The sequence below is a fragment of the Rhodospirillales bacterium genome, from assembly GCA_018666775.1.
Classification (GTDB): Bacteria; Pseudomonadota; Alphaproteobacteria; order SMXQ01; family SMXQ01; genus JABIXC01.
This window is the reverse complement of record JABIXC010000017.1, coordinates 116,646-141,242: the sequence shown is the minus strand read 5'-3', so window position 1 is coordinate 141,242 and position 24,597 is coordinate 116,646. Positions and strand designations below refer to the sequence as shown.

23 protein-coding genes are annotated in these 24,597 nt (G+C 51.1%); 1 reads left to right on the top strand and 22 read right to left on the bottom strand.

The window, feature by feature from the left end; translation table 11 throughout:
* Position 1: 1 nt before the first annotated feature.
* From fabZ to HOJ08_08590, 17 genes are all read right to left on the bottom strand, one after another.
* A complete protein-coding gene (fabZ, locus tag HOJ08_08670; GenBank protein MBT5673505.1) occupies positions 2-466 on the bottom strand; it encodes a 3-hydroxyacyl-ACP dehydratase FabZ in 465 nt (154 codons plus the stop codon).
* Positions 467-468: 2 nt separating this feature from the next.
* Positions 469-1,500 (bottom strand): UDP-3-O-(3-hydroxymyristoyl)glucosamine N-acyltransferase, encoded by a 1,032-nt coding sequence (gene lpxD / locus HOJ08_08665; GenBank protein ID MBT5673504.1) that lies wholly within the window; start codon positions 1,498-1,500, stop codon positions 469-471.
* 11 nt (positions 1,501-1,511) lie between these two features.
* Positions 1,512-2,090 carry an OmpH family outer membrane protein gene (locus HOJ08_08660; GenBank protein MBT5673503.1) on the bottom strand — a complete coding sequence of 193 codons (579 nt, stop codon included), beginning with the start codon at positions 2,088-2,090 and terminating at the stop codon, positions 1,512-1,514.
* A complete protein-coding gene (bamA, locus tag HOJ08_08655) occupies positions 2,091-4,295 on the bottom strand; it encodes an outer membrane protein assembly factor BamA (GenBank protein MBT5673502.1) in 2,205 nt (734 codons plus the stop codon).
* Positions 4,296-4,396: 101 nt separating this feature from the next.
* Positions 4,397-5,530, bottom strand: a complete 1,134-nt coding sequence (rseP, locus tag HOJ08_08650) for an RIP metalloprotease RseP (GenBank protein MBT5673501.1) — start codon at positions 5,528-5,530, stop codon at positions 4,397-4,399.
* Positions 5,531-5,603: 73 nt separating this feature from the next.
* The gene (locus HOJ08_08645) at positions 5,604-6,794 is read right to left on the bottom strand and encodes a 1-deoxy-D-xylulose-5-phosphate reductoisomerase (GenBank protein MBT5673500.1); all 1,191 of its coding nucleotides are present in this window, start codon (positions 6,792-6,794) and stop codon (positions 5,604-5,606) included.
* On the bottom strand, positions 6,785-7,660 hold the full coding sequence (locus tag HOJ08_08640) for a phosphatidate cytidylyltransferase (GenBank protein ID MBT5673499.1): 876 nt from the start codon (positions 7,658-7,660) through the stop codon (positions 6,785-6,787). The genes HOJ08_08645 and HOJ08_08640 overlap by 10 nt, the downstream gene beginning before the upstream one ends.
* Positions 7,614-8,360, bottom strand: coding sequence for an isoprenyl transferase (locus HOJ08_08635; protein MBT5673498.1), 747 nt, complete (start codon positions 8,358-8,360; stop codon positions 7,614-7,616). Before HOJ08_08635 ends, HOJ08_08640 begins: the two co-directional genes overlap by 47 nt.
* A gap of 3 nt (positions 8,361-8,363) precedes the next feature.
* The gene (gene frr, locus HOJ08_08630; protein MBT5673497.1) at positions 8,364-8,912 is read right to left on the bottom strand and encodes a ribosome recycling factor; all 549 of its coding nucleotides are present in this window, start codon (positions 8,910-8,912) and stop codon (positions 8,364-8,366) included.
* 3 nt (positions 8,913-8,915) lie between these two features.
* Positions 8,916-9,656: a UMP kinase gene (locus HOJ08_08625; protein ID MBT5673496.1), complete on the bottom strand. Its 741-nt coding sequence runs from the start codon at positions 9,654-9,656 to the stop codon at positions 8,916-8,918.
* Between the two features lie 30 nt (positions 9,657-9,686).
* Entirely contained in the window at positions 9,687-10,613 is a 927-nt protein-coding gene (locus HOJ08_08620; GenBank protein MBT5673495.1) for an elongation factor Ts, read from the bottom strand.
* A 57-nt stretch (positions 10,614-10,670) separates the two neighbouring features.
* On the bottom strand, positions 10,671-11,522 hold the full coding sequence (gene rpsB, locus HOJ08_08615; protein MBT5673494.1) for a 30S ribosomal protein S2: 852 nt from the start codon (positions 11,520-11,522) through the stop codon (positions 10,671-10,673).
* 171 nt (positions 11,523-11,693) lie between these two features.
* The gene (gene dnaE, locus HOJ08_08610; GenBank protein ID MBT5673493.1) at positions 11,694-15,185 is read right to left on the bottom strand and encodes a DNA polymerase III subunit alpha; all 3,492 of its coding nucleotides are present in this window, start codon (positions 15,183-15,185) and stop codon (positions 11,694-11,696) included.
* A 138-nt stretch (positions 15,186-15,323) separates the two neighbouring features.
* Complete coding sequence (locus HOJ08_08605) at positions 15,324-16,004, bottom strand: ABC transporter ATP-binding protein (GenBank protein MBT5673492.1); 681 nt, start codon at positions 16,002-16,004, stop codon at positions 15,324-15,326.
* The gene (locus tag HOJ08_08600; GenBank protein MBT5673491.1) at positions 15,997-17,244 is read right to left on the bottom strand and encodes a lipoprotein-releasing ABC transporter permease subunit; all 1,248 of its coding nucleotides are present in this window, start codon (positions 17,242-17,244) and stop codon (positions 15,997-15,999) included. Before HOJ08_08600 ends, HOJ08_08605 begins: the two co-directional genes overlap by 8 nt.
* Before the next feature lie 8 nt (positions 17,245-17,252).
* On the bottom strand, positions 17,253-18,602 hold the full coding sequence (locus HOJ08_08595; GenBank protein MBT5673490.1) for a proline--tRNA ligase: 1,350 nt from the start codon (positions 18,600-18,602) through the stop codon (positions 17,253-17,255).
* A 95-nt stretch (positions 18,603-18,697) separates the two neighbouring features.
* Positions 18,698-19,156 (bottom strand): hypothetical protein, encoded by a 459-nt coding sequence (locus HOJ08_08590; protein ID MBT5673489.1) that lies wholly within the window; start codon positions 19,154-19,156, stop codon positions 18,698-18,700.
* Positions 19,157-19,291: 135 nt separating this feature from the next.
* Here HOJ08_08590 and HOJ08_08585 point away from each other — a divergent pair, with 135 nt between their 5' ends.
* On the top strand, positions 19,292-20,461 hold the full coding sequence (locus HOJ08_08585) for a diguanylate cyclase (GenBank protein MBT5673488.1): 1,170 nt from the start codon (positions 19,292-19,294) through the stop codon (positions 20,459-20,461).
* 4 nt (positions 20,462-20,465) lie between these two features.
* Here the strand turns inward: HOJ08_08585 and HOJ08_08580 are convergent, their stop codons facing one another.
* The 5 genes from HOJ08_08580 to HOJ08_08560 are packed head-to-tail and all read right to left on the bottom strand — an operon-like array spanning position 20,466 to position 24,575.
* Positions 20,466-21,017, bottom strand: coding sequence for a DNA-3-methyladenine glycosylase I (locus HOJ08_08580; protein MBT5673487.1), 552 nt, complete (start codon positions 21,015-21,017; stop codon positions 20,466-20,468).
* Positions 21,018-21,035: 18 nt separating this feature from the next.
* A complete protein-coding gene (locus tag HOJ08_08575; GenBank protein MBT5673486.1) occupies positions 21,036-21,266 on the bottom strand; it encodes a DUF1467 family protein in 231 nt (76 codons plus the stop codon).
* A gap of 32 nt (positions 21,267-21,298) precedes the next feature.
* Positions 21,299-23,005 (bottom strand): ribonuclease J, encoded by a 1,707-nt coding sequence (locus tag HOJ08_08570; protein ID MBT5673485.1) that lies wholly within the window; start codon positions 23,003-23,005, stop codon positions 21,299-21,301.
* Positions 23,002-23,808, bottom strand: coding sequence for a type III pantothenate kinase (locus HOJ08_08565; protein ID MBT5673484.1), 807 nt, complete (start codon positions 23,806-23,808; stop codon positions 23,002-23,004). The genes HOJ08_08570 and HOJ08_08565 overlap by 4 nt, the downstream gene beginning before the upstream one ends.
* Before the next feature lie 14 nt (positions 23,809-23,822).
* Complete coding sequence (locus HOJ08_08560) at positions 23,823-24,575, bottom strand: biotin--[acetyl-CoA-carboxylase] ligase (protein ID MBT5673483.1); 753 nt, start codon at positions 24,573-24,575, stop codon at positions 23,823-23,825.
* Positions 24,576-24,597: the final 22 nt, after the last annotated feature.

The following is a 24,597-nucleotide window of genomic DNA, read 5'->3' as shown; positions in this document are numbered from 1 at the left end:
ATCAATCATCCATAATCATAGCTGAATAATTTGCTTCTGCAGCGACCGCGCCATTAACCCGCGCTTTGGCAGAAAACTTCCAGACATTGCCGCGATTTCTTATCTTTTCCACATGGATTTTTATGGTGTCACCGGGGGTCACGGGTTTACGAAACCGCGCATTTTCCACGGTCATAAAATAAACCAGCTTGCCCGCCGCACTTGGCCCCAGAGTCTCGACCACCAAAACGGCCGCCGTCTGGGCCATGGCTTCGATAATCAAAACGCCTGGAAAGACCGGACGCGTGGGGAAATGCCCCTGAAAAATGGGTTCATTGATGCTGACGTTCTTGATCCCAACCGCGCTTGTATCGGGGATAATATCCACAACGCGATCAATCATCAAAAAGGGATATCGATGAGGGATTCTCTCCATAATGCCGGAGATATCCACAGAGCTGCCCTCAGTTTCTTTATCTTCTGCCATGATTAAACTTTACCCGTCTTTTTTGCGGCCAACCGTTTAAGGGTTGCCATTTGACGCCAAAACTCACGTTGCGGCATGGCTGGCGTCCCCATAAGAACCGATCCAGCAGGGACATCAGAAATGACCCCTGCCTGTCCGCCAATACGGACACCATCACCAATGTTTAAGTGTCCTATAATGGCAACCTGTCCACCGAGTACCACATTATCGCCAAGGGTTGTACTCCCTGCTATCCCGGCTTGGGCAACGATAACGCAATTATTTCCTATTTTTACGTTATGCGCAATTTGAACCAGATTATCAATGATACACCCATCACCAATCTCTGTGTCAGGGCCACTGCCCCGGTCAATGCAAGTGTTGGCACCAATTTCAACGTCACTGCCAATCATCACACGGCCTAGTTGGGGGATTTTTAGATGTCCATCCGGCCCTGATGCATAACCAAAGCCATCTTCACCGATGCGTGCCCCGCCAGCAACGCGCAGCCGGTCACCTGCAATACAAAAACGGACAGAAGCCGATGGGCCGATCACAGAACCGTCGCCCAATTGAACCCCAGTGCCAACATAGGCATTGGCACCGATCCGGCAATTCTTGCCAATCTTTGCCCTTGCACCGATCACGGCACCCGGTTCAATTTCTGTTTCCGAACCAATATGGGCGGTAGAATCGACGTGTGCCATAGGAGAAATTCCCACACCCGTTGCCAAATCAGCAGGATAAAAAGCCTGCGCAATCAGGGCGTATCCACGGTAAGGGTCTTCACAGATTAAAAGGGCCATACCATCAGGAGCCTGATCGACAAATTTTTGGCTGACGATACAGGCACTGGCAGCCGATGTGGCAAAACTGTCCTGATAGGCAGGATTATCAAGAAAGCTGATATCCCCGGCCCCGGCACGATCAAGGGGGGCCACGTCCTTAATTTCCATCAAAGGGTCAGCTGAACCAGCAATTTCTGCAACGGAAATTTTTGCCAGTTCAGAAAGATGAAAAGGACCAGAGGCCTTAAAAAAATCAATATCCGCCATTGTGACCCCGGCTATTTTCCTGTTTTTCCAATAACAACCTTTGGAAGCCTGACATTAAGGCGCTTTATCGCGTCATCCGTTATCTCATACTGGGCAGCTGTAAAAAAGGTCTGTCGCGTGTCAAATATAACGGCGATTTTTCCTTTTTTAACAATCACTTTTAGAACCTTCTGCAGCTCCCTCTCAAAAATTTTCCAGGCATCAGCCACGGCCTTTTTAAGGGCCCGTTTTCTGTTCTGAAACTTGCGTTGGGCGATCGTAAATTTCTTTTTAAAAGCCACTTCCCGTTGACGGATGGCATCCGGGCTCAAAAGGGAAAGCTGCCGCTTAAGAGCTTCACGTGCCGCAAAAAGTTCCTTTTCCTCCTTTGAGGCAAGCTTCAGAAGCTTTTTCCGGCGTGCATTAAATTGCTTTGAAATTGATTTTCCCGCCTTCGAACGCAATCGAACTTTGACAATATCCAAAAAAGCCATTCCTGAGGCCCCAGCTTCTGTGCCGCCCTTTTTTTCCTGAGCTGACGTCAATGTTGACGTGCCCATTAATATTAGAAGGCAGAGCAATACAGGCCATGAATTACGAATCATCATCATCTAAAACCCGGTTCCCAACTGGAAGCTGAATTTTTCTTCCTTGTCAAAATCTGCCTTTAAAACAGGCACGGCATAATTAAAGCGAATAACCCCAAGCGGTGTTTTAATGCCAATTCCGGCACCCAGCGAGGCACGCATCATATCATCTTCGTGAATACCAGACCCGGATTCTGTTGAATCGCGCAATGTGCCAACATCAGAAAATACGAAACCACGGGCCTTATAAACATCTGAATTGCCAATGGGAAAGGCCAATTCAGCCGTCGCCGTAACATAGCCGACCCCACCCAAGGCATCCCCACTATCGTCATCTCGAGGGCCGATACCACCCTGGGCGAACCCCCTGAAGGAATCACCGCCAAGGAAAAAACGATCATCGATTCGAACATCCTCGCCAAGGCCCAAAATATATCCCACTTCCCCGCTAAGACGAAAAACCCAATCATCAAGGATCGTGATAAAATTATCCCCGGACAAGGTTGATCGCAAATAACGCGTACCCCCCCCAAGGCCCGCAAGATCATTGCTCAAACGAACAACAAAGCCTTCAGTGGGGTCAAGCTTGTTGTCACGTGCATCGTAACTAAGCGTCTGTCCAATCGATGACGAGATTGATTGGCCCTCCTGTCGTTTGACCGACAGGGAGGCATCATCATCGACACTGCTGACTTCCTTGTTTTCAAACCGATAACGCAAGCTATGATTCAGGTGTTCGTTGTAAGCAAATCCTGCGCGAAGCCCAAAACCAATCTTGTTTTGTTCAAAGGTAATGCTATCCGTTTTCTTTGTAACAACATTAAACAAATCGAACCCTGCAGAAAAATTGCGGTCCATAAAATAGGGTTCCGTGAAACCAATGGAATAGTTTTGGGTTTTTTCACCAAGAGAGGTTTGAATTTTAAGGTGTTGGCCCTTGCCAAGAAGGTTGTTCTCCGACAATTGAACCTGAGCGATCAAGCCAGAAGTTGACGACACCCCCGCACCAACTGAAAAAGTACCTGTTGATTGTTCTTCCACGGCCACATCAAGGACCGTCTTGTCCTTAACGGATCCGGGTTTTTGGGTAACCGTTGCTTTTTTAAAATAGCCAAGCCCGTTAATTCTCTGCCGTGAACGCCGCATCTTGGAACGGTTAAAAGCATCGCCCTCAGCCAGACGAAATTCCCGGCGAATCACCTTATCCATGGTTCTAACATTGCCATGAATATCGATGCGCTCGACAAACACATGATTACCTTCATTAATATCGAAGGTGACCGTCACGGTACGTTTTTCTCTATCACGCTTGATTTTGGGCCGGATATCAATAAAGGCAAATCCCAAATTACCAACGGCATCAACCAGATTGTTTACAGAGTCTTCCACCTTTTTTCCGTCATACCAGTCCCCTGTTTGAAAGGTCGTAACACCCTTTAATTTGGAAACATCCAGCCCCTTTAATTTCGAGTTGATCGTCACCTCACCAAAACGATATCTGTTCCCTTCTTCCAGCGTGAAGGTCAGGAAAAAGTTTTCCTGATCCTGACTTAATTCAGCACTGGATGACAAAAGTGCAAAATCAGCATACCCACGCCTGTGGTAATATCTGCGCAGCATTTCGCCATCAAATGTTACCCGGTTTGGATCATAGACATCACTGGCGGTCAAAAAACTGTACCAATGGGATTCTCCGCTCAGGACAACAGTTTTCAATCGTGAATCTGAAAACGCCTTGTTACCAATGAAGCTGATCTTGCGAATAAGGGTCGGCTCGCCTTCATCAATTTCGAAAATTAAATCAACCCGGTTTTGAGACTGTTGAATGACCTTCGGTACAACCTTCACCGCAAAACGCCCCTGGGCACGGTAAATATTGATAATCCGATCAACATCGCTCTGCACCCTGGTCCGGGTATAAACGACACGGGGACGCAGCTGTACTTCCTTGCGCAGCCGTTCATCCTCAGTCACATCATTGCCTTCAAATGCAAGACGACTGATAACCGGATTTTCGGAAACCTTAACAATCAACACAATGCCATCTCGACGAATTGAAACATCCCTGAACAGCCCCGTAACAAACAGGCTCTTCAGTGATTCATCAATCAACGCAGCATCAAAGGGGTCGCCTGCACGAATGCGCATGTAGGATTTGACCGTTTCGGGTTCAATACGCTGAATGCCTTCAACCCGTATCTCAGAGATGGTGCTGACATTCTGGGCCATTGCCTGGAAAAAGGGCGCGGTTCCCAATAGACATAAAAAGAATGCCGCCGCAAATATTGGCCTTGCAACAAGACAAATTATTTTAACTGGCCCCAACCGCATCAAGAAAACAATCCCTCAACAAAGTTTGTTAAAACTTTAAAACGTGAAAGATCTTGGTAGGTAACAAAAACAAACAGCGCCAAAATCATCGCCAGGCCAAATCGAAACCCGTATTCCATAATCCGATCACTCACCGGCGAGCCTCGAACAGCCTCGATGCCATAAAAGATCAGATGCCCCCCATCCAGCATTGGAATGGGAAACAAATTAATCAGACCAAGGTTGATAGATAACACCGCCAGAAACCAGAACACGCTGGTCAAGCCCAGTTCGGCAACTTGTCCAGACATCTGGGCGATGCGAATTGGTCCACCTAGATCCTCTGCTGAGCGTTGCCCCATGACGATTTGCCCCACGGCATCCATGGTAAATGTGGAAATGCGCCAGGTTTCACCAACAGCGCGCCACGCCGATTGGAACACACCGTGGCGAACAGATTTGGTTCCAGCGCGGCTGATGCCAATAAGGCCAATTTCGCTTTTATTTCCGAAACGATCCACCAATTGACGGCGTTTTGGAACAATCAAAACGGTTATTTCTTTTCCCGCGCGGTTGATAACCATTGAGAGTTTCTTATCAGGCGCCATGCGAACCACACGCTGAACATCTTCAAATCGTTCAATTGCCTGACCATCAATTGAACTGATTTTGTCCCCTGCTTTCAAACCAGCGGCTTCGGCCACGCCACCCACCTGAACCTTGCCAATATCGGCAGGCGTGTAGGGCTGGCCTATTGTTGAAAACATGACCGTCAGAATAAGAATCGCCAGAACGAAGTTGGCAATGGGTCCCGCGGCAACGATTGCGGCGCGCTGGCCCACCCGTTTGCAATGAAACGAAACTTCTTTTTCAGCAGGTGTAAGATCTTTTTCGTCTTCATCCTCGGCGCCACTGGCAGTTTCACCAAACATTTTCACATACCCACCCAGGGGCAACAGGCATACTTTCCACCGGGTCCCGCTTTTTGCGGTCCAACCGAATAGTTCAGGGCCGAAACCAACAGAAAACATCTCAACCCTCACGCCATGATATCTGGCCAGTGCGAAGTGCCCCAATTCATGAAAAAATACAATAACCGTCAGAATAAAAAGAAAAGACGCGCCATTGGTCCAAATCAAATTCAATAATTCCATGAAGTCCTAAGCCCTTTGCAATACCCGAAATTGGGAAAAAACGAAATCAACTGCCTACACAAACTACCTGCCCTTAAGCGCCAAATTTTGTCGCAACCTGTATTGCTACTTTACGGGCTTCCCGATCAGCAGTGATCACCCCTTCAACGCTCAAAACATCTCCCAGAGTATAGGCATCCAGGGTTTCTGTTACGACTGCCATAATATCGAGAAAACCTAGTTTCCCAGCCAAAAATTCCTGCACCGCCACCTCATTCGCTGCGTTGAGGACTGTAGGGGCCGCCCCCCCTGTTTTCAAGGCTTCTCTTGCAAGATTGAGGGCTGGAAACCTGCTGGAATCAGGGCTTTCGAAGGTCAAATTTCCGATTTCCGCAAGATCTAGCCTGGCCACTGGAGAATCTTGTCGGCCAGGCCAGGCCAGAGCATAGGCTATTGGGGTCCGCATATCAGGCACTCCCAGCTGTGCAAGGACAGAACCATCGGTGTAGCCAACAAGAGAATGCACCACAGATTGGGGGTGAACCAGCACCTCTATACGGCCTTCAGGAACGGGAAACAGATAGCTGGCTTCGATCAGTTCCAGCCCTTTGTTCATCATCGTTGCCGAATCTACGGAGATTTTCGCACCCATATCCCAATTGGGGTGGGCAACGGCCTGGGCTGGGGTCACGACGGCCATGCGTGATGTATCCATTTCCCAAAAGGGGCCGCCAGATGCCGTCAGAATGATGCGATCAATGCAGTCAATGTTATCAAAATCAAAAACCTGAAAAATGGCGCTGTGCTCAGAATCCACGGGGATAAGGGTCGCACCACTTTTTTTCACCTCTGCCAGCATCACCGCACCCGCACAGACAAGGCATTCCTTGTTCGCAAGGGCAATGGTTGCCCCACGTCGAACGGCAGCAAGGGTTGGGGCCAGTCCTGCGGCGCCAACAATGGATGCCATGACCCAATCTGCCGGTAATGATGCGGCCTCTACCAGCGCATCAGAACCAGAGGCAACCGCGATATTGGTGCCTGCAAGTGCCGATTTCAACGTATTGAAATGTGCATCATCGGCGATCACGGCCATTTGAGGCTGAAATTCCAGCGCCTGAGCAATTAAAAGATCAACATTACTGCGCGCGGTCAGAGCCTCTATTTCATAAGCTTTACGATTCCGTTTGATGAGGTCAATGGTATTACACCCGACCGATCCCGTTGAGCCCAGAATGGAAATGCGCCGTGATTCTGTGTTCTGATTTGGGTTCGTTACAGCCATTGAAAAACACCATTCCCACCAAGAAAGAGGCTCACCCACTGCATCAGTGCCACCAGTGGAAGGGCAACAAGCAATCCGTCAATTCGATCAAACAACCCACCATGCCCGGGTATAATAGCGCCAGAATCCTTTACATCATAATGCCGCTTGATGGCGGATTCAAACAGATCCCCCCCCTGTGAAAGGGCTGCAAACAAGCCAGATTGCCAGATTATCTGCCAGGGATCAGCAAAGCCCGTCCACACGGCCACGCTGGCTGCAACAATTGATGCCGCCAACATGCCACCCAAAAGCCCCGCCCAGGTTTTATTGGGGCTGATCCTTGGTGCCAATTTTGGGCCGCCAATCAATTTTCCCGCCGCATAAGCCCCGGTATCGGTTAACCATACAACGCTAAGAATCCAGAACATGACGTTGCGACCCTCTCCCGATCCAGCGGTGACAAGCCACCATGCAGAAATCAGCGGAATACAAATATAGGGCACCCCAAAACCTGATATCAGACGATCAAGGGCAAGCTGGCTTCGGTCAAGAAAGCCAACCACACCACCCACCACCACGGACAGAATAAGCGCGTAAGCCAAATGGCCATTCATTGCAGCACCCATCACAATGACGGTCCCTGTAATCAAGGCAACGACAGAAGATACTGCTAGGCGGCCACCAGAAACCAGATGCGCCCATTCTTTGGCCATTAAAACAGCCAGAACCGACAACAAGACGGTGAACCAAATGCCGCCATAGTAAATGGCCCCAAGAACCACAGGCATCAAAATGAGCGCGGACAGAACGCGGGTCAATAGAGCGGAAAATTTGTTTTTAGGCACCAGCATTTCCAAACCGTCGATCACGGCGGTTAAACTCATTGACGGCCTGTTCCAGATCATTCTTTGAAAAATCAGGCCACAATGTTTCCAGAAAAACAAATTCTGTATATGCACATTGCCACAATAAAAAATTTGAAATTCTCTGCTCTCCCGATGTTCTGATCAAAACGTCGGGGTCAGGAATATCTTTTGTATAAAGACAGTCTGAAAAATATTCTTCGGTAATTTCATCCAGCTTTACAGTGCCGGCCATTGCCCCCGAAACCAGATTCCGCACTGCCTGGGTGATGTCAGAACGTCCCCCATAGTTAAGGGCGATGGTCAGGTGCAGTTTGGTATTACCCTGCGTTAAGGCTTCACCATCCTCGATCAAGCTTCTGATTTCATCAGAAAAGGCCGTGCGGTCTCCGATCACCCTGAAACGGACATTGTTCTTATGCAGATCGGCAACTTCACTTCGCAAATAGCGAACCAGAAGTTTCATTAAATCAGAAATTTCGTTTTCAGGCCGGCTCCAGTTTTCAGACGAAAAACCGAACAGGGTAATGTAAGCAATCCCTTGTTCCAACGCCCCCTTCACAGTTTGGCGTACGGCTTCTGCACCTTGGCGATGCCCCATGGTCCTGGGCAGGTTCCGCGCTTTGGCCCAACGCCCATTCCCATCCATGATGATGGCAACGTGACGCGGGGGGGACTTGGCATCCCCACTGTCATGGCTCTCTTGGGTATCCGTTGACATGACTTAAATCTGCCTGATTTCTTTTTCCTTATCAGAAAGCAACACATCAATTTTTTTTATGAAACCATCTGTCAATTCCTGAATTTCTGCGGACCAGGCATGTTGTTCATCTTTGGAAAGATCACCATCTTTTTTAACATGATCCATACCATCGCGGCGAACGTTACGAACAGAAACCCGCGCTTGTTCCGTAAACCGATGCGCCACTTTGACCATTTCTTCGCGCCGTTCAGCACTCAAATCAGGGATTGGCACCCGGATAACCTGTCCTTCTGCCGATGGATTAAGGCCAAGGTCTGATTCCCGAATGGCCTTTTCCGTGGGCGCCGCATTGGCCTTGTCCCAGACATTAACGAGCAAGAGCCTAGCTTCGGGCACACTTACCGTCGCCACCTGTGCTAGCGGCATATCAGAGCCATAAGCAGACACAACAATTCGATCGAGAAGACTGGTTGATGCCCGTCCTGTTCTCAATCCACCGAATTCTTCGCCCAGCACGGTAACCGCGCCTTCCATCCGACGCTTTATGCCTGCGATATCTGGTTCAGCCATTGTTCAATCCCCCTGTTCACTGTCACGATCATCAATCACCGTAAATTCACCCCGACCATGAACCACATCATCAAGAGCGCCCTGATTGTGTAACGAAAAGACCAAAATCGGAATTTTATTCTCCCGCGCCAGTGCAATTGCTGACGTATCCATAACCTTCAGGTCCTGGCTGATCACGTCGTGATAACTGAGCCGTTCAAAACGTTGTGCATTAGGGTCTGTTTTGGGATCGGCTGAATAAACGCCATCCACCTGAGTCGCTTTCAACAGTGCATCACAATCAAGCTCTGCGGCACGCAGCGCTGCGGCTGTATCGGTGGTGAAATAAGGGTTGCCACTGCCAGCGGCACAAATTACGACCCGGCCCTTTTCCAAATGCCGGATGGCGCGCCTTCGTATATAAGGCTCGCACACATTCCGCATGGGAATGGCCGATAAGACCCGGGTTGGAATATTTTCATTCTCAAGCATGTTTTGAAGGGCAATGGCATTGATCACGGTCGCCAACATGCCCATAAAATCGGCACTGCCCCGCTCTATCCCTTGGCTGGCACCGGCAAGGCCACGAAAGATATTGCCCCCACCAACAACCAGTCCGATTTCGATGCCGCGCGCATGAACAGTCGAAATTTCTTTGGCAATACGATTGAGCGTATTGGCTTCAAGACCGAATTCCTGTTCCCCCATCAGGGCTTCGCCTGATAGCTTTAAAAGAATACGCTTAAATGCTGGATCCTCAGGCATGGGTTCCCCCCCTATCACCTCGGCCCCTGTTCAGCCACCTAGCTGGGCAGCAACCTCAGCAGCAAAATCCGTTTCATCCCGCTCGATGCCTTCGCCAAGCGCATAACGCACGAACCCAGCAACTTTAACCGGTACGCCAATATCCTTGGCGGCTTCTTCCAGAACCTTGCTGACCCGGGTTTCGCCATCAACCACAAAAACCTGTTCGCCAAGAACAACCTCTTCATAGTATTTGCGCAAGCGGCCCTCTACCATCTTGGCAATAATTTCATCGGGTTTTCCTGATGCTTTTGCCTGATCGGAAAGAATGGCGCGTTCACGTTCCACAAGGTCGGCATCAAGATCATCAACCGAAATAGACTGAGGATTGGCTGCCGCCACATGCATGGCCAGCTGCTTTCCCAGCGTTTCCAGTTTGGCTTTGTCGCCACTGGATTCCAGCGCAACAATAACGGCGATTTTGCCAAGCCCCGGGGCAACGGCCCCATGAACATACTGGCTGATGACACCATCACTGACCTTTAAACCGGCACTCCGACGAAGATGCATATTTTCACCGATGGTCGACACCATATCGGTAACCATATCAGCAACAGATTTTCCACTGCCTTGATAATCAGCCTTAGAAAGCGCATCAAAATCACCGTCACAGGCAACGGCTGCAGCCGCCACGTTGTTCACAAAGGTTTGAAATTCTTCATTGCGCGCCACGAAATCAGTTTCGGAATTAACCTCCACCACCACGCCTGAATTGCCATCAGCAACGGCTGCAACAAGACCTTCGGCTGCAACCCGGCCCGCCTTCTTTGAAGCCGCAGCGAGACCTTTTTTGCGCAGCCAGTCGACACTGGCCTCAATATTCCCGTCGGATTCTGTCAGTGCCTTTTTGCAATCCATCATCCCTGCGCCACTTTTTTCGCGCAGTTCTTTAACAAGTGCCGCTGTAATTTCAGCCATTTGTTCAGTCCTTACATTTTAATCCGTTGAAAACCGGCACGCTTGTTTGCGTACAGATTAAGCCTTGTCGCCTTCAGGTGCAGGTGCAGCAGCAGCTTCAGCCGGTGCTGCAACAGCAGCTTCTGCTGGCGCTGCGGCTTCTACCGCTGCGGCAACATCAGCCAGCGCTTCAACCGGGGCTTCATCAGCCGCACCGACATCAACGCCGCTGGCGGTCATTTCTTCCTGAATGCCGTCAAGAACAGCACCAGAAATCAGATCGCAATAAAGGCTGATCACGCGGATCGCATCGTCATTGCCAGGAATCGGATAATCAATCCCATCAGGATTGGAATTACTGTCAACGATGGCCGCAATGGGAATGCCAAGCTTGCGGGCTTCGGCAATGGCGATTTCTTCCTTGTTGGTATCAATAACGAACAAGATATTGGGCAATGCACCCATATCTTTGATGCCGCCAAGTGCCCGATCCAGTTTTTGCTGTTCACGGGTCAGCTGCAAAAGTTCTTTCTTGGTCAAACCCGTTGCAGATTCATCCGCAAGCTGTGCTTCCAGCACCTTCAGGCGCTTGACCGAACCGGTTACTGTGCCCCAGTTGGTCATGGTGCCACCCAACCAACGATGGTTGATGTAATACTGACCACAACGCTCTGCTGCTTCGGCAACCTTCAGGGTCGCTTGGCGCTTTGTGCCAACAAAAAGAACGCGTCCGCCATTGGAAACAATATCACGCACAGCCTGCATGGCGGCGTATAGCATGGGGACGGTTTGCTGAAGATCAATAATGTGAACGCCATTGCGTTCACCAAAAATATAGGTACCCATCTTGGGGTTCCAACGGCCGGTGCGATGACCGAAATGAACGCCTGCTTCTAAAAGCTGGCGCATCGTAAAGGTAGGTAGTGCCATGTTATTTCTCCGGTTAAGCCTCCGCAGGGTGCGAGCCCAGAAAATCTGGGCACCGGACGGGTGGCTCGACCGGAACCAACCAAACCCCACGTGTGAATTTGAACGGCGTCTAGATACCGCCCAAAGGACCGTTTTGCAAGGGAATTAAAGGAGAAAACTGGGAAATCTGGATTAAATTTCACGAATTTCGGTAATTCCCGCCACAGCCTTCAAATCATGGATGGCAGTGGGTGGGATGGCATAACGGCCTTTAACCTCAATTTCGACCTCATGGCCCGGGGAAAGCCCCAAAATCAGGCTAACTTCGCCCTTTCCGGGCGGCGCATCTGCGATCATTTTCTTAACCGGTTCCAAGGCCCCCACATCAGAAATAGCAACCCGCAATCCCGGCGCGCTGTTGGCCACGGCCACATCCAGAGATTCAATTCCCATTGCCAGCAGGCGAATGCCATCCCCTTCACGCTTTGCTTCAGCAGAAATCAGGATATTTCCACCGCCTTCAAGAAGGTCACGGGCATGGGAAAGAACTTCTGAAAACACCGTAATTTCAAACATATCCGATGGATCAGACATCTGAATAAAGGCAAACCGGTTGCCCCGGGCAGAGGTGCGTTCCTTTTTAGAAATAACCGTCCCCGCCATTTTGATGCGGGCATCTTTACCGGGTGATACCTTATCTGGCAATTGCGCGGCGGACACCACATGGAGTCGTTCCAGCCTGGGCCCATAGGAATCCAAAGGATGCGCAGACAGATAAAAGCCGATGGCTTCAAATTCATTCTGAAGACGATCCATTTCAGGCCAGGCGGGTGTCTCAACAAACGTAATTTCCGTATCCGTTCCAGCCCCTTTACCACCGAACAGACTGCCCTGCCCGCTTGCCCGTTCATTGGCCAATGCATGGGCCCGCTGGGTCATGACCTCAACATTGGCCTTGACCTGTGCCCGGTTGGCATTGAGTTGATCAAATGCCCCGGCCTTGGCCAGGTTTTCCAATTGGCGTTTGTTCACCACTTTCAAATCACACCGGCCTGAAAAATCGAGCAGGTCTTTAAACGGACCATTTTCTTTGCGCTCTGAAACCAAAAGGCTCATCGCTTGTTGGCCCACGCCTTTGACCGCTGCCAGCGCGTAACGGATGACCTTTTTGCCATCGACCGCATCAACCGTAAACACATCACCAGACCCATTAACATCAGGGGGCAATAAACTGATTCCCAAACGGTCAAGTTCTGAACGGAAGATGTTCAGCTTGTCCGTATTGCCCATATCCAAGGTCATGGAGGCTGCAAAAAATTCTACCGGATAATTGGCCTTGAACCATGCTGTCTGATAGGCAATCAGGGCATAGGCCGCCGCGTGGGATTTGTTAAAACCATAACCAGCAAACTTATCGACCTGTTCGAAAATATGTTCGGCCGTCTTTTTATTGACAGCCTTGGCAACCGCACCATCGACAAAATGGCGGCGCTGTTCATCCATTTCTGATTTAATTTTCTTACCCATGGCACGGCGCAAAATGTCTGCACCGCCCAAGGAATAGCCCGACAGTTCCTGGGCAACCTGCATGACCTGTTCCTGATAAATCATGATGCCGAAGGTTTCTTTCAAAATGCCTTCAAGGCACGGATGCAGGTAGTCTGGTTTTTCACGGCCATGCTTACACGCAATATAGGTCGGGATATTGTCCATCGGTCCCGGTCGATACAAGGCCACCAAGGCGATGATGTCTTCAAAGCAATCAGGCTGCAGGTTGCGCAGAACATCGCGCATGCCAGAACTTTCAAGCTGGAACACACCCGTTGTGTCCCCGCTTGCCATCATTTCATAACTGCCCGCATCATCGAGTGGCAGGGTGGCAATATCGATGTCCACGCCTTCCACCTCTTTGACCAAAGCCTGGGCCCGGGACAAAACGGTCAGGGTTTTAAGGCCCAGAAAATCGAACTTCACCAAGCCTGCGGCTTCGGCGTATTTCATGGAAAACTGTGTTACCGGCATGTCAGAACGGGGATCACGATAAAGCGGTGCCAGTTCACTTAACGGGCGCGCGGCAATAACCACGCCCGCCGCATGGGTTGATGCATGCCGGTAAAGGCCTTCCAGATGAAGGGCGATATCCATTAGACGTGCCACCGTTTCATCTTCGGCGCGCATCTGCTGTAACAAAGGTTCCCCCTTGATGGCCTCAGCCAGCGTTACCGGGCTGGCCGGATTATTGGGGACCAGTTTACAAATGCGATCGACCTGCCCATAGGCCATGCCTAAAACCCGCCCCACATCACGCAACACAATGCGCGATTGAAGCTTTCCGAAAGTGATGATCTGGGCCACATGATCGGAACCGTATTTATCCTGCACATAACGAATAACTTCATCGCGGCGGTCCTGACAAAAATCGATGTCGAAATCAGGCATGGAAATACGTTCGGGATTCAAAAACCGTTCAAACAGCAATCCAAACTGCAGAGGATCAAGATCGGTAATCGAAAGCGACCATGCCACCACAGAACCAGCCCCCGAACCACGCCCCGGCCCCACTGGAATTCCCTGGTCTTTGGCCCAACGGATAAAGTCTGAAACAATCAGGAAGTACCCCGGGAACCCCATTTCTTCGATAACGCCCAGTTCATAATCAAGGCGTTCTTCGTAAGGGCGAACCAAAAGCTTGCGCGCTTCATCGTCGGCGGCTTCGACCAGCATTGGTTCAAGACGAACCTTCAATCCCGCACTGGCCTGAGCGCGAAGTTCTTCTTTTTCTGACTTTCCACTTTCCATGGGGAACGGTGGCAAAATAGGATCGCGCTCAGGCGATGCATAGGCACACCGCTTGGCGATCACCAAGGTGTTCTCGATGGCTTCGGGAAGATCACTGAACAGCGTCTTCATTTCCGCAGGCGTGCGCAGCCGGTGGTTTGGCGTCAGACGCCGTCGGTTATCATCTGCAACCTGCGCCCCTTCGGCAATGGCAAGAAGGGCATCGTGGGCTTCATACATCTCTTCCTCAATGAAGAAGGCTTCATTGGTGGCAACAAGGGGCAGATCAAACCGGTACGCAAGATCGATCATTACTGTTTCGATCTTTTCTTCATCCCCCATGGCATGGCGCATGATTTCGATATAAAGCCGGTCTGGAAACAGACCCATCAATTGTTTCAGGGCAGCCTCGGCCTCAGGCGGCCTGTTTTCCAACAAGGCCCGGCCAACCGCACCTTCGGGGCCTGCGGTTAAGGCGATCAACCCATCGGTTTTACCAACCAAAGCCGAAAGGGGCAGCTGCGGGGTAAGGCCTGCTTCTGTTTCCAGATGAGAACGGCTGACAATATTCAAAAGATTCCCGTAACCGGTTTCATTTTGAACCAAAAGCACCAGTTTGTCGGGCTCTGGCTGAAGCCCACCTCCCACGTTTCCAGCAACTGGGCCGGTTTCAGGTTCATCCCTGGAAACGCAGAATTCACAGCCAACAATGGGCTGCACCCCTGCCTTGATCATGGCAGATGAAAATTCGAGGGCCCCAAACAGGTTTCGGGTATCGGTGATGGCCACCGCAGGCATTGCATGGGTTGTGCAATACGCAGACAATTCAGGAATCCGGACAGCGCCTTCCAACAGGGAATAGGCGGAATGAACCCGAAGATGAACAAAATCCGCATGTGCCATGATGTGTGATGCTTCCAAACAGCCTTAACCGGGTGCCAAGCATGGATTAATCCACATCCCACCCCCACTGGCAACCAAATCTGGGGATAAATTGGGGATAAGACACATAATCTTGTGGATAAGCAAACAATCCGGGGCTGATCAGGTTTCGATCAGTTTGCCGTCTTCAATGGCAATGGTGCGGTCCATGCGTGCGGCCAGCTCTGTATTATGGGTGGCAATCAAAGCTGCACGCCCGGTTCCCTTCACCACCGTTAACAACAGATCAAAGACTTGTTGGGCCGTGCCCGGATCAAGGTTTCCGGTCGGTTCATCGGCCAAAAGCAACGAAGGCGCATTGGTCAGTGCCCGGGCAATAGCCACGCGCTGTTGTTCGCCGCCTGAAAGTTCCGAGGGCCGGTGCAGTGCGCGCGCTTCAAGACCAACGAGGCCCAGCAATTCACGCGCACGGGCCAAAGCATCTGCACGGGCTTTCCCCGCAATCATGCCCGGCAACATGATGTTTTCTTCTGCGGAAAATTCCGGCAACAAATGGTGAAATTGATAAACAAACCCAAGGTGGCGCGCCCGCAACTGTGTGCGCGCGGCCTCGGAAAGTGTTGTGACATCAACACCTGCCAAGCTGATCTCACCGGAATCGGCTTTTTCCAAAAGACCGGCAATGTGCAGCAAGGTTGATTTTCCGGAACCTGACACCCCCGTCAGCGCGATAATTTCGCCGGGTTGAATTTCCAGATCAACACCGGTCAACACTTCCAAACGCGCATCCCCTTCACGGAATCCACGCTTGATGCCAGAAAGCTTCAGGGCTGCATCACTCATATCGTAATGCCTCCACCGGATCGAGCTTTGCCGCCCGCCATGCCGGATACAACGTGGCAAGGAAGGACAGCGCCAAGGACATCAAGACCACGGCGATTACTTCGGACGAATCTATTTTGGCGGGCAGACGCGATAGAAAGTATATTTCTGCCGAAAATAATTCTGTGCCGCTAAGCCCTTCGATCCAGCCCCGGATGGTTTCGATGTTCTTTGCAAAGGCAAGGCCAAGACCAAAGCCGATGGCGGTGCCAACCACGCCCACCGATGCGCCGGTCATAAAGAAGACCCGCATAATCGCCCCCCGGCTGGCACCCATGGTGCGCAAGATTGCGATGTCGCGGCCCTTGTCCTTGACCAACATAATCATCCCGGAAATCACATTAAAGGCCGCCACCAGAATGATCAGGGTCAGGATCAAAAACATGACATTGCGTTCAACCTGAATGGCAGTGAAGAAACTGGCATTGCTCTGTTGCCAATCCCTGATGCGGATATTGGGACCAAGGGCATTTTTGATCTTTGCCCGAAACGCGCCAACCTGATCTGGATTATCAACCATCACTTCGATGTTTGATGCCCGGCCGACACGTCTGAAAAATATTTGTGCAGCCGCCAACGGCATATAGACAAAATTGGAATCATATTCATACATGCCCACTTCAAACATGCCGACCACACGATATGCTTTCATCCGTGGCATGGTGCCAAATGCGGTGACGTTGCCACTGGGCGCAACCAAGGTGATTTTATCACCGACCAACAACCCAAATCGTGATGCAAATCTGGACCCCACCAAGACCGTATCGCGGCCTTTGAAATCAGACATTTTACCGGCCTTCAGGTTGCCCGCAATGATGGGCCGTAATGCAAGATCAGAGGGACGCATGCCCTGAACAACCACACCGGCTGCGCGCCGGCGGTGCGTTGCCATGGCTTGGCCCGATAACAATGGCACCGCTGCCTTGACGCCCTGGATTTTTTTAATTCTGGCCACCACCGCATCATCGCCCCCTTGAAGTGACGATGACGCATGGACGGTCAAATGCCCGCCAACGCCCAGAATTCTGGTTAGCAATTCCTGACGAAACCCGTTCATGACCGCCATGACGATAATCAAGGTCGCAACGCCCAGCGAAATACCGGCAAGGGAAAACCCAACGATCACGGAAATAAATCCCTCTCGGCGTCGGGCCCGAAGGTATCGAAGGGCCAGCAATCGTTCAAAGGGCGCGAAAGCCATGATGATCCTCAGCCGCCCTTTTTCGTGGAAATGGCGTCAATCAACCGTGCCACAGCATTTTCAAGGGATGTTTCTTCATCCACGGTGCCATCGCGACGCTTTACTTCGACCCGGTCTTCTTTCAATCCTCTGGGCCCAATCACCAGCCGCCAAGGCAGGCCGATTAAATCCGCATCGGCAAATTTCACCCCGGGCCGGCCATCGCGATCATCGTACAAAACCTCTACCCCGGCTTTGCCAAGGCTTTCATAAACCCCGTCACACGCCGTATCGCATTGGGCGTCGCCCGCACGAAGGTTGATCAAGTGAACCTGAAAGGGTGCCACCGCATCGGGCCATAAGATGCCATTTTCATCATGGTTGGCCTCGATGATTGCACCCACCAGACGCGAAACACCAATGCCATAGGAGCCCATTTCGACGGGAATATTTTTGCCATCTGGGCCAACGACTTCGGCCCCCATTGGGATAGAATATTTGGTCCCGAAATAAAACACCTGGCCGACCTCAATGCCCCGGCCGTGGTAGCGACGTTTTTCTGGCACGTCTTTTTCAAACACTTCCCCATCATGTTTTTCTTCTGTTCGGGCATAAAGGGCCGTGAAACGATCAATCACCGCACCCAGTGCATCATCATCGCCGTAATCAATATCGGTTTCCAAAACATCCACATCCAGAACGTCAGAATCGCAATAGACCTCGCTTTCGCCTGTATCGGCCAAAACAATAAATTCATGGCTGAGATCACCACCGATCGGGCCGGTATCGGCCTCCATGGGAATGGCCTTTAATCCCATACGCGCAAACGTCCGAAGATAGGATACGAACATCTGGCGATAGGAACGCACCGCACTGTCATAATCCAGATCGAACGAATAACAATCCTTCATCAAAAATTCGCGGCCCCGCATGACCCCGAAACGCGGGCGCACTTCATCGCGGAATTTCCACTGGATATGATACAAAAGCTTCGGCAGGTCTTTGTAACTGCGCAAGGAGCCGGCAAAAATCTCGGTGATCATTTCTTCGTTGGTTGGACCAAACAACAATTCACGATCGTGACGATCGGTGATGCGCAACATTTCCGGGCCGTAATCATCATATCGCCCGGACCGTTGCCAAATTTCTGCGGGCTGGATGGTTGGCATCAGCATTTCCTGAGCACCGGCACGGTCCTGTTCTTCGCGAACAATTTGGCTGACCTTTTCCAGAACCCTTTGCCCCAGGGGCAGCCATGAATATATCCCCGCTGAAGACTGGCGCACCATACCGGCACGCAACATCAGACGATGGGAAACAATCTCTGCTTCCTTGGGGTTTTCTTTTAGGGTGGGCATAAAATATTTTGAAAGACGCATAATTTTTGTCGGGGCTCCTCAACACTGCCCGCGCATTGTGCTACGGGCGCACCGACTTTAGGCAATGGCCCCCAAAACTGCAATAAAATGAAAGACTAGCGGTTTTTTCCCATAACCCGCTGACAGGCCCGCGCCAGGGCATGGGTCGCATCGGAAGATAATGGGCGACCATTAAACATGGCTCGACCATCCTTAACCTGAACCTTGGCGTTGCCAACATTCATATTGTCAGAGAGATATTCAGACGGAAGCCCAAAACGGGATGCCAGATCTACCGTAATGGGAATTTTGACCATTTTTGGCAAATTTATGGGTGGTCCACTGTTAAGGTCTGCGGACACCACCGCTTTGCCATCAACATCAACGCCGGGGACATAATTGACACCAACATTAGGCTTGTGAGCCACCAACCCGGAACAATCAGATGCGGTAACGGTGATTGTCGCTCCCCGGGACATGGGTGCCCCGATAGAGAGCAACATAAATGCGACAATCGTCATAACCGTTATGACCAAGCCCATGTAAAAAGTCGTTTGGGTGCGTTTTGCGTTCATCCCCCATGTTGGTCTTGGCTCAGTTAAAAGAATCATAACTCTTTGGGAATTATTAGGAATTCATGGTTAAAGATAAAGTCTGTTTGTAACCACGACGACCAGGCGGAAAGCCAAATTTCGTCGAGGATATGGTTAATGGTTGAAAAAAGAAAATCACCAAAGAAACGGGCACCTGTGAAATCCAGGGCAAAATCAGGCACAAAATCAGCCCGGCCTGAAAAAACGCTTTGTGCGCATTTTGGCCTGACCAAAAAAGAAATTGCGAGCCGCGTTGATTATTTCGGTTTGGATGGACGCCAATTTCAGAAAGACATCAATGAACTGCACCAGATCATTGACCCGGTCATTGATGAAATCGTTGGTGATTTTTATCAGCACCTGAAGCGCTTTCCCATTGCCCATCGGTTTCTAGCACCCAAGGGCATGACGCGGCGCTTACTGAAAACCCTGACCGACTATCTATTGACCCTGGGCGGGGATATTCACAGCACCGCCTATATCGACAGTCGTCTTAAAGTCGGGATCATCCATGAAAAAATTGGCCTTGATCAAAAATGGTACCTTGGGGCCTATGGCAATTTGTCTGCCATCATCACCAAACATCTCGCCATTGAAATGGCAGAACATCCCAAAATGAACCTCCCACGCCTTGTTGCCACCATGGACAAGGTTTTGATGTTTGATGCATCGCTTGGCATTGACACTTATCATTTTGAATCCCTTTCCACCTCACGAACCCTTTTGAACCAAGTGCAGGCAGCAGAAGCCAAATTAAAAGAAGCCTCCCGCCACGATACACTGACAGGTGTTTATAACCGGGCGGCCTTCCTGAGTTTGTTGGACAATGAGATGCAACGGTTCCACCGTTACGATCGGCCCATCACGGTTTTGTTCATTGATTTTGACCATTTTAAAAATATCAATGACACCCAGGGCCATGCTTTCGGGGACACTGTTTTAATGTCCGCCGTCAAGGTCATCCAGGGGTCCATTCGCGGGCCAGATTTTGTCGGGCGTTATGGTGGCGAAGAACTGGTCGTAACCTTGGTCGAATGCGGCAAGGAAGAAGGCCAAAAAATTGCCGAACGCATCCGCGAAAACATCGCGAACCACAAATTTCAAAAACGAAATTCCAAAATCAGTAAAAAAGTGACCGTTTCCATTGGTCTGTATGCACCGACACGGCGCCAAAAAAATGTTGGAAATATTCTCCGTCATGCCGACCGTGCCATGTATGTCGCAAAAGCCAAGGGCCGAAACCGGGTCGTGACCTACAAAACCGGCATCAGCGCCAAGACCCCCTAACCGATTACCAGCCGCCTTCGGGTGCCGCGCACATCCATGGCGGGGAAAGTTTCGCAATGGTTTTTGCAATTGGGCAGTCTGCATCATGGGCACCGGGAAGATAGCCCGTGCTCATCATGAATTCATTGACCACTTCTGGCCCCATAAAAACAAATGTCTTGCGCATCAATTTCACCCATTCAGGCAATGTCAAAGGGTGATGGGCATCAAGCCAGGGTTTGAATCCCCCATGGGTTTCCTTAATCACACACAGGCGACGGGCATTTTCAATCACCGCGTCGATCTTTCGACGATTGCGAATAATGCCCGCATTCCCCATAAGCCTGGAAATATCCAGGTTCCCATACGCAGCAACCCGGGCCAAATCAAACCCTTCGAAGGCATCAAAAAGGGCTTCGCGTTTTTTTAAAATCAAAAGCCATGAAAGGCCTGCTTGATTGATTTCCAATGCCATCCGTTCGAACAAAACAGCATCTTTTGAAACAGGGCGACCATATTCATCGTCATGATGGGGGCCGTGAATGGGATGACCATTAGAGGTTTCACAATAGCTCATGACAATCCCATAACCCGCTTAGCGAAGCGAGATAAGGTTTGAGTCAATCACCCAATAAATTACCCCCCAGACCACTGTGGCGATCCCCGTGGTAACGGCTGCTTTAATCCACATTCTGGGTTTTTCAGGCGCACTGTCGGCATGGCCCAGTTCCGGATTATCCGACGCCCGATTGCCAAAGGGCAGTGTTGTAAACAACACCATCCACCACACGATCACGTAAACCATGATACCCGTAAACCAGTTCATGGAGGCACTCCCATCCGTTATCCGTTGTCTTATTATAGGCGAAAAATGTGAACCTCAATGCCCGGCTTTTTACCAAGATTGCGTTTGATGGCGCGCCGGGCTGCACGACGAACCTGTTCGGCAATGGCATCGTCCCTATGATCAACCCGTTTCCGACTTGATTTTTTACCCGGTTTCTTGCCCAACTTCTCCAGTGCCTGTTCAATTTCGAAAGCCATGTCATCGGCGGTATTGGATTCTTCTTTTTGGGTGCCCAAACCGCGTAGCGTGATCGAAGGCGCGCTGACAAGCCGGTCTTTGTGGTCCAACGCCACGGTAACAAATGCCATGCCCCCAAAGGTCATGCGGCGGCGTTCCCGGAACACGTCCTCATCGACCACAACCAAACGATTGCCATCAATACCCAGACGCCCCGTTGGGACCTGGCCAACAATTTCTGCATTCCCCGGCGCCAATTTCAGCGCATTGCCGTTGGACACCACGAAAGATTGTTTAACGCCCAGTTCGCGCGCCAAGCCTGCATGTTCCATCAGGTGGCGCGACTCCCCATGCATGGGAACGCTTATTTCAGGGCGCACCCATTCATATAATTTTGCCAGCTCGTCTCGGGCGGGATGGCCAGAAACATGGATCGGCGCATTCCGAGACGTCACAATCTCTGCTCCCATCCGGGCCAGCCGGTTCTGCATGGCATAAATGCCCCGTTCATTGCCGGGGATATTGCGCGAAGAAAAAAGAACGGTGTCGCCGGGTTCGAGCACGACCGGATGATCGCCTTCAGAAATGCGAGCCAGCGCAGACCCCCGTTCCCCCTGAGAGCCAGTGCAAATCAACAGAACCTTGGATGGCGGCAAAAATCCGGCATCATGTTCTGTCAAAAATGGTGGCACATCGGCGATGTAGCCACAATCGCGGGCAATTTCCGTGTATTTCCAAAGCGAGCGCCCCACAAGGGCAACATCACGGCCATTGGCCCGCGCCGCATGAGAAATAGATTCAACCCGCGCCATGTTGGATGCAAAACACGCGACCGCAACCCGGCCTTTATCTTTATATTGCCCGATAACATCGACCAGAGCCTCTCTAACCTGACCTTCGGAGCCGGAATCGCCTTCGACAAAAACATTGGTTGAATCGCAAACCATGGCAAGAACGCCCTTGTCCCCCAATTTGCGAAAGGTTGTTTCATCGGCCACGTCGCCAATCAATGGATCGGGGTCCAGTTTCCAGTCACCGGTATGGATCAAGGTCCCAAACGGGGTCTCGATCGACAGGGCATTGGGTTCCAAAATCGAATGGGTCACCGTAATCAGGCTGATTTTAAACGGCCCCAGTTCAATGGATGATTTTAAGGCCATTTCTTTGAGCGGCACTTGGCTTTCAAGGCCAGCTTCGGCAATTTTTGTGCGCACCAAACCACACGTAAAGGCCGTCGCGTAAACGGGACATTCAAGCCGGGGCCAAAGATGGGCCGTGGCACCTTGGTGATCTTCATGGGCATGGGTCAAAACAATGCCCAACAGATCGTCTTTCACCGTTTCAAGAAAGGCCGGGTCCGCCATCATGACATCAATGCCCGGCGTCGTTTCATTGCCAAACGTAATGCCGCATTCAACAGCGATCCATTTTCCCTGACAGCCATAGAGATAGAAATTCATGCCAATTTCACCGGCACCGCCAATGGGAAGATAGACCAATCCGTCGCGGGCGGCCTCTATAACAAGGTTTTCACTGTTCATGAAGCAGCCCCGTTCATCTGATGAAGCAGAACAAGGCCATGGAGCGTCAGATCAGGGTCTGTCACATCGATGACATCGGTGCCATCTGCAAACAACGGCGCAAGGCCCCCGGTGGCGATCACCTTGAAGGGCACGCCTTGCCCATAAGATGCCCTGATGCGTGTAACGATTCCTTCAATCAAACCCATATACCCCCAATAAATTCCAGACTGCATGGCAGAAACTGTCCCCGTCCCAATCACCCGGTCCGGCTTTACCACTTCAATTTTCGGCAACAATGCAGCACCGTCACCCAAGGCCTTAACCGCAAGGTTGATGCCCGGGGCAATAATGCCGCCTGCATAATTGCCATCACTCGTCACCACATCAAAAGTCGTTGCTGTGCCAAAATCCAACACAATCAATGGCCCCGAATGACCGGCACCATAGATGACATGGGCCGCAACCGCATTCACCAATCGGTCTGCACCCACTTCTGATGGGTTATCAATTTCAACCTTGATGCCAAGTTCAACCCCTGCACTGCCGATCACCACCGGTTCAACGCCTGATACGGCCCGGGCAAACGATTTGAGACCCGGTTCTGCACCGGGAACCACGGATGCCATGACCACGCCTGTGATTGACCCGGCATCCAATCCGGCATCCCGCATCTCATGGGTGAGCCGCGTTTGATAATCATCCAGTATCAGGCCAGCATCGGTTTCCATGCGAAAAATATGGCAAAACTTGCCCGTCGGTGCCGCGCCATCATACAGGCCCATCACCGTGTTCGTGTTTCCGCAATCAATTGCCAACAACATTGCCCAAAGGCCTTTCAAACATTGGGGGGGAAGAAAACATCCCCCGCCGTGAACTTTTTGACTACCCCGCCACCCAGGTCAAGGATAAGTGCGCCTTCTTTGTCTAAATCCTTGCATAAACCATCAAATTGCTGGTTTTCCAATCGAACGGTGATTGGTTCGCCAATCCCGGTGGCCCGGGCCAACCAATCAACCCGCAAAGGTGCAAACCCACAATCCTGCCAGCTTTTGTAGCGCGCAAGAAATGCATCTGCAAACCCTCCCAAAAAGGATTCTGGTGAAACGGTTTGGCCTGTCTCTGCCAAAAGCGACGTTGCCGGGTACGGTGTATCGTCTGGATGACAGATCAGATTGATACCAACCCCCAAAACCAGTGTTGCTGGGTCATCCGTTGCTTCGATCAACAGGCCCGAAATCTTTGCCTTTGATACCAGAACATCGTTGGGCCATTTCACATGCGCAACCTTGTCTGGACCAAGATAGGCCCCAAGGGCATCAGAAACCGCCAAAGAAGCAGCACAGCCAATGGCTGCGGCTGCCTTCACGCCGCCCGTTGGCTTCAAGATGATGGAGATATAAAGATTGCCCACAGGGCTGTCCCATTGACGCCCGCGCCGTCCGCGCCCTGCGGTTTGGCGATCGGCCACAACCAGAATGCCGGCTTCGGCCCCGGCATTTGCCATGGCTTTAGCCTCATCATTGGTGCTGGCAAGCTCTGGGTGATGAATGGGCTTAAAAAAATTGGGAAGGTGCGAAAGGTTCTTCATGGCGGTGCCGCCGAAACTGCGG

What these genes read in the sequence shown, in the direction of transcription:
- HOJ08_08635 (MBT5673498.1), bottom strand. Translation starts at nt 8,360, where the DNA reads ATGTCAACGGATACCCAAGAGAGCCATGACAGTGGGGATGCCAAGTCC.
- HOJ08_08640 (MBT5673499.1), bottom strand. Translation starts at nt 7,660, where the DNA reads ATGAGTTTAACCGCCGTGATCGACGGTTTGGAAATGCTGGTGCCTAAA.
- HOJ08_08605 (MBT5673492.1), bottom strand. Translation starts at nt 16,004, where the DNA reads ATGAGTGATGCAGCCCTGAAGCTTTCTGGCATCAAGCGTGGATTCCGT.
- HOJ08_08560 (MBT5673483.1), bottom strand. Translation starts at nt 24,575, where the DNA reads ATGAAGAACCTTTCGCACCTTCCCAATTTTTTTAAGCCCATTCATCAC.
- HOJ08_08590 (MBT5673489.1), bottom strand. Translation starts at nt 19,156, where the DNA reads ATGAACGCAAAACGCACCCAAACGACTTTTTACATGGGCTTGGTCATA.
- frr (MBT5673497.1), bottom strand. Translation starts at nt 8,912, where the DNA reads ATGGCTGAACCAGATATCGCAGGCATAAAGCGTCGGATGGAAGGCGCG.
- HOJ08_08595 (MBT5673490.1), bottom strand. Translation starts at nt 18,602, where the DNA reads ATGCGTCTTTCAAAATATTTTATGCCCACCCTAAAAGAAAACCCCAAG.
- rpsB (MBT5673494.1), bottom strand. Translation starts at nt 11,522, where the DNA reads ATGGCACTACCTACCTTTACGATGCGCCAGCTTTTAGAAGCAGGCGTT.
- bamA (MBT5673502.1), bottom strand. Translation starts at nt 4,295, where the DNA reads ATGGCCCAGAATGTCAGCACCATCTCTGAGATACGGGTTGAAGGCATT.
- HOJ08_08625 (MBT5673496.1), bottom strand. Translation starts at nt 9,656, where the DNA reads ATGCCTGAGGATCCAGCATTTAAGCGTATTCTTTTAAAGCTATCAGGC.
- HOJ08_08565 (MBT5673484.1), bottom strand. Translation starts at nt 23,808, where the DNA reads ATGTTGTTGGCAATTGATTGCGGAAACACGAACACGGTGATGGGCCTG.
- HOJ08_08580 (MBT5673487.1), bottom strand. Translation starts at nt 21,017, where the DNA reads ATGAGCTATTGTGAAACCTCTAATGGTCATCCCATTCACGGCCCCCAT.
- lpxD (MBT5673504.1), bottom strand. Translation starts at nt 1,500, where the DNA reads ATGGCGGATATTGATTTTTTTAAGGCCTCTGGTCCTTTTCATCTTTCT.
- HOJ08_08600 (MBT5673491.1), bottom strand. Translation starts at nt 17,244, where the DNA reads ATGGCTTTCGCGCCCTTTGAACGATTGCTGGCCCTTCGATACCTTCGG.
- fabZ (MBT5673505.1), bottom strand. Translation starts at nt 466, where the DNA reads ATGGCAGAAGATAAAGAAACTGAGGGCAGCTCTGTGGATATCTCCGGC.
- HOJ08_08620 (MBT5673495.1), bottom strand. Translation starts at nt 10,613, where the DNA reads ATGGCTGAAATTACAGCGGCACTTGTTAAAGAACTGCGCGAAAAAAGT.
- HOJ08_08585 (MBT5673488.1), top strand. Translation starts at nt 19,292, where the DNA reads ATGGTTGAAAAAAGAAAATCACCAAAGAAACGGGCACCTGTGAAATCC.
- HOJ08_08645 (MBT5673500.1), bottom strand. Translation starts at nt 6,794, where the DNA reads ATGGCTGTAACGAACCCAAATCAGAACACAGAATCACGGCGCATTTCC.
- rseP (MBT5673501.1), bottom strand. Translation starts at nt 5,530, where the DNA reads ATGGAATTATTGAATTTGATTTGGACCAATGGCGCGTCTTTTCTTTTT.
- HOJ08_08570 (MBT5673485.1), bottom strand. Translation starts at nt 23,005, where the DNA reads ATGAACAGTGAAAACCTTGTTATAGAGGCCGCCCGCGACGGATTGGTC.
- HOJ08_08660 (MBT5673503.1), bottom strand. Translation starts at nt 2,090, where the DNA reads ATGATGATGATTCGTAATTCATGGCCTGTATTGCTCTGCCTTCTAATA.
- HOJ08_08575 (MBT5673486.1), bottom strand. Translation starts at nt 21,266, where the DNA reads ATGAACTGGTTTACGGGTATCATGGTTTACGTGATCGTGTGGTGGATG.